The 7,641-nt window shown below is 38.0% G+C and carries 6 protein-coding genes; 1 reads left to right on the top strand and 5 read right to left on the bottom strand.

What is annotated here, in order from left to right; all coding sequences use genetic code 11:
* On the top strand, positions 1–169 hold a 169-nt coding region (locus tag B9N71_RS09385; protein ID WP_143422105.1), incomplete at its 5' end, for an IS3 family transposase.
* Between the two features lie 186 nt (positions 170–355).
* On the opposite strand, the gene ilvA is transcribed toward B9N71_RS09385, so the two are convergent.
* The 5 genes from ilvA to ilvG all read right to left on the bottom strand — a co-directional run bounded on the left by ilvA (position 356) and on the right by ilvG (position 6,874).
* A complete protein-coding gene (gene ilvA / locus B9N71_RS09380) occupies positions 356–1,897 on the bottom strand; it encodes a threonine ammonia-lyase, biosynthetic (RefSeq protein WP_085165728.1) in 1,542 nt (513 codons plus the stop codon).
* Positions 1,898–1,899: 2 nt separating this feature from the next.
* Complete coding sequence (gene ilvD, locus B9N71_RS09375) at positions 1,900–3,750, bottom strand: dihydroxy-acid dehydratase (protein WP_034914009.1); 1,851 nt, start codon at positions 3,748–3,750, stop codon at positions 1,900–1,902.
* 116 nt (positions 3,751–3,866) lie between these two features.
* On the bottom strand, positions 3,867–4,796 hold the full coding sequence (locus B9N71_RS09370; RefSeq protein ID WP_085165727.1) for a branched-chain amino acid transaminase: 930 nt from the start codon (positions 4,794–4,796) through the stop codon (positions 3,867–3,869).
* Positions 4,797–4,963: 167 nt separating this feature from the next.
* Positions 4,964–5,194 (bottom strand): acetolactate synthase 2 small subunit, encoded by a 231-nt coding sequence (gene ilvM, locus B9N71_RS09365; RefSeq protein WP_065635496.1) that lies wholly within the window; start codon positions 5,192–5,194, stop codon positions 4,964–4,966.
* Positions 5,195–5,197: 3 nt separating this feature from the next.
* Positions 5,198–6,874, bottom strand: a complete 1,677-nt coding sequence (ilvG, locus tag B9N71_RS09360; protein WP_085165726.1) for an acetolactate synthase 2 catalytic subunit — start codon at positions 6,872–6,874, stop codon at positions 5,198–5,200.
* Between the last annotated feature and the right edge of the window lie 767 nt (positions 6,875–7,641).

The following is a 7,641-nucleotide window of genomic DNA, read 5'->3' as shown; positions in this document are numbered from 1 at the left end:
TGACTGTTACTACAAAACGAGGAAGCAGGCTAATAAAGCACTATTTGAATATATTGAAATCTATTATAATCGGATACGCCGTCATTCAGCCAATGGCTGGGTATCACCTGAACAATATGAACAACAATATTACCAAAACGAAAAAATGATAGAGGCGGGCACTGTCTAATATTTTGGCGAGGATCAGTATTACAACGCCATCAACAAATACATAGGAGCATATAGAAGACAAAGTCTGCGGTCCTTGCGCTTTTGCAACTGAGTAGCAAAAGCGCTTTTCTAAAAAATAAAACTTACTACAACAAAAAAGTACTCTTCGCTAATCCACCTTATAGGTGAATAGTTGTTACTAATTTTAACCTTGATTGGTTAAAAACAGTTTAAGCGAAGGATTATGTGTTTCGTTGTGGAAACCATAATCGAGTTCAGTTAGGTGTTGATTAAACTGGTTAAGGGTTGATTCGTCGATTTCAAACGCAGCAAGTACACGCCCATAATCGGTACCGTGACTACGATAGTGGAACATTGATATATTCCAATTAGTCCCTAACGTTTGTAAGAATTTAAGCAACGCTCCTTGCGATTCAGGGAACTCAAAACTGTATACTTGTTCTTGAAGCGGTTTGCAAGGTTTGCCACCAATCATGTAGCGTACATGTAGTTTTGCCATTTCGTCTTCGGTTAGATCCACTACAGGGTATTTTGCAGCGGCAAGTTCTTGCATAATTTCATCTTTTTCTTCACTTTTCGAGATTTTTATTCCCACAAAAATACAAGCAGATTTTTCATCATGATAGCGGTAATTAAATTCGGTTACTGCGCATCCACCTAATAGCTGACAGAAACTTAAAAAACTGCCTTTCTTTTCTGGAATGGTGACTGCTAATAGCGCTTCACGTTTTTCGCCTAATTCACAGCGTTCTGATACATAGCGCAAGCTGTGGAAGTTTAAATTAGCGCCTGACAGTATATGAGCAAGTTTTTCACCACAGATGTTATGCTGATCGACATATTTTTTTAGTCCAGCTAATGCTACTGCGCCAGATGGTTCAGCTATTGCACGTACATCGTCAAATAAGTCTTTCACTGCCGCGCAAATTTCGTCGCTATTCACGGTAATAATATCATCAATATATTGTTGGCAAAGTCTGAATGTTTCATCGCCAATTCGTTTGACAGCAACGCCTTCAGCAAAGAGTCCAACACGCTCTAAATCAACAGGGTGACCTGCATCTAATGCAGCTTTTAAGCAAGCCGAGTCTTTAGGCTCAACAGCAATAACTTTGATTGATGGCATGATTTGTTTGATTAATACTGCAATGCCTGCGGCAAGCCCACCACCACCAACAGGTACAAAGATTCGGTCGAGTTTAGCATTTTGTTGTAATAGTTCCATAGCAATACTGCCTTGCCCAGCAATTACTAATGGATGATCAAATGGTGGAATAAAGATGCGATTTTGTTCTTTAGCCAGTTCCATTGCTTTGGCTTTGGCTTCGTCAAAGTTGGCACCATAAAGTAATACTTCACCACCAAAACTTTTTACAGCTTCAACTTTGATATCGGCAGTTGTTAGTGGCATAACAATTAAAGAACTGATGCCTAATTTTGTAGCCGAAAAAGCCACTCCTTGCGCATGGTTGCCAGCCGACGCAGCAATAACGCCGCATTTGCGTTCTTCTTCACTTAAGCTGGCTATCATGGCTTGTGCTCCACGGATTTTGAAACTGTGGACGAGTTGGCGGTCTTCGCGTTTGACAAAAACTTGATTGTGTATTCTTGCCGATATTTTTTCCATTTTTTCAAGTGGAGTTACTTCTGCCACATCGTATACGGCGCTACAAAGCGTTGCTTTTAAATAATCTGCACCGGTAAGTTGAGTATTTTCTTGTTTCACAATTAGCCACCTAATTTACTTTTATCTCGTACGGCACCTTTGTCTGCGCTTGTTGCTAAACTGGCGTAAGCTTTAAGCGCAAATGAGACGTAACGATCTCGATTATGAGGCGTAAATGCTTTTTCACCTCGTTCTAGTTCTGCAACTCGTCGACGTTCAAGTTCAGAAGTTGGGACATCAAGTACTAATTTACGATTTGGGATATCAATATCAATAATATCACCATCACGAACAAGACCTATAACGCCGCCATTTGCTGCTTCAGGAGAAATATGACCAATCGATAAGCCAGAGGAACCACCAGAAAAACGTCCATCTGTTATCAATGCACATTTTTTGCCTAGACCCATGGATTTTAAATAACTGGTTGGGTAGAGCATCTCTTGCATACCCGGTCCGCCTTTTGGTCCTTCATAAATGATGACAACGACATCACCTTCAACCACTTTGCCTCCTAATATGCCATCAACAGCATCTTCTTGGCTTTCAAATACTTTTGCTGGACCTCGGAAAATTAAATTTTCAGCAGCAACGCCTGCGGTCTTAACAATTGCGCCATCTTGTGCAACATTACCATAGAGTGTTGCAAGTCCACCGTCTTGACTATAGGCGTGAGCTTTATCACGAATACAACCATTTACACGGTCATCGTCAAGTGAATCCCAATAGCAATCTTGTGAAAAAGCTTTAGTGGTGCGAATGCCTGCAGGTCCACTACGATACATTTTTTTTACTGCTTCGTCGGTAGTTTGAGTTATGTCGTATTTGGTGAAAGTTTCTTGTAATGTTAGTCCTAGAACATTGTGTACATTGCGATTTAGTAATCCTGCTTTATCTAGTTCTGACATAATTGACACAACACCACCAGCTCGATGAACATCTTCCATATGATATTGTGCTGTACTTGGCGCTACTTTACATAAATGTGGGACTTTTCGCGATAATCTATCTATATCTGACATGGTAAAGTCGATTTCGCCTTCTTGTGCAGTAGCTAACAAATGTAATACGGTATTGGTCGAGCCACCCATAGCAATGTCTAATGACATAGCATTTTCATATGCCGCTTTTGTTGCAATTGAACGAGGCAGGTAAGATACATCATCATGTTCATAATAACGTTTGGTGATTTCAACAATGCGTTTAGCTGCGTTTAAAAAGAGTTGTTCACGTTGTTTGTGAGTGGCAATAAGTGAACCATTGCCCGGTAATGAAAGTCCTAATGCTTCAGTTAAGCAGTTCATTGAGTTAGCTGTAAACATGCCTGAGCAAGAACCACAAGTAGGGCAAGCTGATTCTTCGATGGCTTTGCTATCTGCGTCGCTAACATTTGGGTTAGCGCTTTGAATCATTGCGTCAACTAAGTCTAATTTAATGATTTGGTCAGATAGTTTGGTTTTGCCTGCTTCCATCGGTCCACCTGAAACAAAAATGGTTGGGATATTTAAACGAAGCGAAGCCATTAACATTCCCGGTGTGATTTTGTCGCAGTTAGAAATACAGATCATGGCGTCGGCACAGTGTGCATTAACCATATACTCGACAGAATCAGCAATGAGTTCTCTTGAAGGAAGTGAGTAAAGCATTCCACCATGTCCCATGGCAATACCATCATCAACTGCGATTGTATTGAACTCTTTGGCAATGCCACCCGATGCTTCAATTTGTTTGGCAACTAGTTGTCCAATGTCTTTTAAGTGGACATGTCCTGGTACAAATTGTGTGAATGAGTTAACCACCGCAATGATGGGTTTACCAAAGTCTTCATTTTTAACGCCAGTTGCACGCCATAATGCGCGGGCACCAGCCATGTTTCTACCCTCGATCGAGGTTGCTGAACGATATTTAGGCATTTCCTGCTCCCAATTTTATGCAAGTAACCGTGTTTAACGGTTTGTAGTTTTTAATATTAATCACCAAGTTAAAAAGTCATCCGCCAACATGGTTGGCGGATTTTTGATTTTATTTATTATTTAACAAGATCTAACCAACCATATTTATCTTCAGTTTTACCATTAAATAAACCAAAGAATGTTTGTTGGATTTGTTTGGTGATTGGACCACAACGGCCAATGCCAACTTGGATGCGGTCAACACTGCGCACAGGTGTGATTTCAGCTGCAGTACCTGTCATAAAGACTTCATCTGCCAGATAAAGTGATTCGCGTGATAGTGTTTGTTCTCGCACTTCAATACCAATGTCACGTGCTAGCGTTAATACTGCATCACGTGTAATACCAGGTAGCGCCGATGACGATAAAACCGGAGTGTATAAAATGCCATCTTTAATAATAAAGAGATTTTCACCAGCACCTTCAGATAAGTGACCATGAACATCTAACGCAATACCTTCTTGGAAGCCATTTGCTCTCGCTTCAGAACCAATTAATAATGATGATAAATAGTTACCACCTGCTTTAGCAGCGGCAGGAATTGTATTTGATGCAACGCGATGCCAAGATGAGACCATTGCATCAATACCTTGGTCTAATGCTTCTTCGCCTAGATAAGCCCCCCATGGAAATGCCGCTATCATAACATCGGTTTTATAACCCTCACGTGGGTTAACGCCCATACCCACATCACCAATAAAGACTAATGGGCGAATATAAGCGCTTTTTAAATTATTTTTTTTAATGGTTTGACGTGTAGCTTCCATGATTTCATCAAGAGAATAAGGTACAGGGAAACGATAAATTTTTGCTGAATTTAACAGCCGTTGTGCATGTTCTTTGTGGCGAAAAATGGCAGGACCTTTATGAGTGTCATAACAACGTACACCTTCAAATACTGAAGTTCCATAATGTAAAGCATGTGACATTACATGAACTTTTGCATCTGCCCATGGAATCATGTCACCATTCAACCAAATATAATCAGATTTTGCTGTAGAACTCATTTTGTTTCCCTCTTTATTTTTCAATTTGTTAAGCATGTACTTTGCTTTCGGTATTTTTGTTTTAACGGTCAAGCATTATACTACACTTATTTGTTTATTTAACTGTTAAATTGTTTACCATCTTTGATTTAAATTATTATTTAATAATAAGTTGTTTGAGATCATTATTACTCAATTACTATTACATCTTCTAATTTTGCTACTTGATTTTGTAGTGTCGAAAACGCTCTTTCGGTGGTTAATATTAATGTCATAATTAGTATGTTGTTTTCAACTGTTTGCATTTGCATTGATTTAATATAACCACCCCGATGACGGATAACCCGTAATATACGTTCAAGTGCCCCCAATTTGTCATAAGCTTTTATGACTAATTGGTATTGTGTTTGTTCGTTCATTGCTTACTCCTCACAACTTCTATCTAGCATGTTTTCGTTTGCTGCTCCAGGTGGTACCAGTGGCCATACGTTTTCTAATTCATTTATGCATACATGTAAAAGATAAGCACCTTTTGAATTAAATAGGTTATCGAGCGCAGTATCGATTTGTGACTTTTTGTTGATAGTTTGCCCAGGTATATCAAATGCTTTAGCTAGCATTAAAAAGTCGGGATTATCTGATAAATTTGTTTCGCTGTATCTTTCGTTAAAAAATAATTCTTGCCATTGGCGAACCATACCTAGGCGTTGATTATCAATTAATACAATTTTTATTGGCAATTTTTTACGTTTTATAGTAGTCAATTCTTGGACATTCATCATGAAAGATCCATCACCTGATACACAAATTACACAGTCATTGGGTCTTGCCATCTGTGCGCCAACGGCCGATGGTAAACCAAATCCCATTGTGCCAAGCCCACTTGATGTAATGAAGTTTTGAGGGTGATTAAAGCACATATGTTGTGCTGTCCACATTTGGTGTTGTCCCACATCGGTAGTGACAATAGTATTAGCTGATTTTCGCTCAGAGATAGTTTTTAATAAAGTTGGCGCATAAATAGCTTCACCAGGGTGATCATAGCGAGTTGGGTATTGTGCTTTTAGTTGATTAATTTTTTTATGCCAGTTATCAATTGAAACTGTTTGATTTAGTAGTGGTAAAACTTGCTTTATATCGCCTTGTAATCCTAAATGGCTTTGGCGTAATTTGTTGATTTCAGCTTGATCGATATCAATATGAAGTACTTTAGCATGTCGTGCAAATTCATTAAGATTGCCGGTAACCCTGTCATCAAATCGCACTCCTAGGGCAATTAGTAGGTCACACTCTTGCACTGCTAAATTGGCTGCTTTTGCTCCATGCATGCCGACTAATCCTAAATAATAGGGATTATTAATATCGGCAACACCAAGCCCTTTTAATGTTGATACACTTGGAATTTGTGTTAATTCCATAAAGCTTCTAAGTTCGGATATTGCGCCTGAAAGCCCAACACCTCCACCAATGTAAAGCATTGGTTTTTGGGCTTGGGTGATCATTTGTTTGGCTTGTTTTATATCATCAGGCAAGATTGGGTATAGTTGAGTTTTATTCTGTGCAATTTTTAATGAGGATGGTGTTAAATAGTTATGATAATCTAGGTTTGCAAGCTGTATATCTTTGGGAACATCAATTAATATTGGTCCCGGTCTTCCCGAATTGGCTAAGTTAAACGCCTCTTCTAATATATTGGGTAAATCGTGTGCATCATCGATTAAATAACTGTGTTTGGTGCAAGCAAGAGATAATCCTAAAACATCAACTTCTTGAAAAGCATCTGTACCAATAAGCTTGGTTGGTACTTGACCAGTTATAGCAACAATCGGCACTGAATCAATCAAAGCATCAGCAAGACCTGTAATGATATTTGTTGCACCAGGACCCGAGGTGGCAATGCAAACACCAGTTTTTCCTGTTGCACGAGCATAACCAATAGCCGCCATGGCAGCACCTTGTTCATGACGACATAGTACATGTTCAATACCCCCGTCATAAAGTGCATCGTATAGAGGCATAATTTGTCCACCAGGATATCCAAAAACGATGGTTACGCCTTTTTCTTTTAAGGTTTTTACTATCCACTGTGTTCCTAACATTTATTCCTCGCTTGTACTTTACCTATCCATTAACCATAAAAAAACCCCCGCTTTTTGGGAGCGGGGGTTTTCTGATTTATGTATAAACATATTTTTTATTCAAAAACGCCCCCGCGCAGGAATAATGACCACGCTGACAATAATATTGATGAGGACGATTTTGAGTGAAAATTTCATAATGTTGGATGATTAACTTTTTATCATTTTTTAAAATATTTTTAACAAAATACTCGTTTTTAAAAAAAGTGCAACAGTTTTTTATTGCTTTTGCTATTTAGCACAAATAGTTTGTGAAAAAGTTTCAGGAAACACTGTGTTTTAGTATAAAAATATCGGTTTTAATAGTTTGGTCTGATGTTTTTGCAATGTCAGTGTATAAAAAATAAATATAAGTAATATAAAGAAATATCAAATATTTAAAAAAAGATATCAGTATGAAAATATTGCAACTAATTATTTTTGTTATTTTTAAATTGGTTTTAATAAACTTTGATAACGCTAAAAAACTTCACAAGATGCATCTACTGCGGATTGGGAAAATGGTGATCTTAATGATTCTCAAAGTTCAGTCAATGATCCAATCCTTCAAAAATTACTTAACGCATATTGTGAAAATAGTAATGAGATGAATGAGCTTAAAAAATTTTCTAAATGGTGTTAACTATCACTACGATATAAATAATAAAAAAATCATAATAATTTATCTAAAATCAATATGTTGTAAATAAAAGCAATCTGTTTTTTAAATTTTCTTTTACTAGCTTCGT

The organism is Gilliamella bombi (genome assembly GCF_900103255.1).
GTDB lineage: Bacteria > Pseudomonadota > Gammaproteobacteria > Enterobacterales > Orbaceae > Gilliamella > Gilliamella bombi.
Note: the sequence above shows the minus strand (reverse complement) of the source record. Positions and strands in the feature narration are given on the sequence as shown.

Coding starts and splice junctions, on each gene's coding strand:
- ilvD (WP_034914009.1), bottom strand. CDS start 3,750: ATGCCTAAATATCGTTCAGCAACCTCGATCGAGGGTAGAAACATGGCT.
- B9N71_RS09370 (WP_085165727.1), bottom strand. CDS start 4,796: ATGAGTTCTACAGCAAAATCTGATTATATTTGGTTGAATGGTGACATG.
- ilvM (WP_065635496.1), bottom strand. CDS start 5,194: ATGAACGAACAAACACAATACCAATTAGTCATAAAAGCTTATGACAAA.
- ilvG (WP_085165726.1), bottom strand. CDS start 6,874: ATGTTAGGAACACAGTGGATAGTAAAAACCTTAAAAGAAAAAGGCGTA.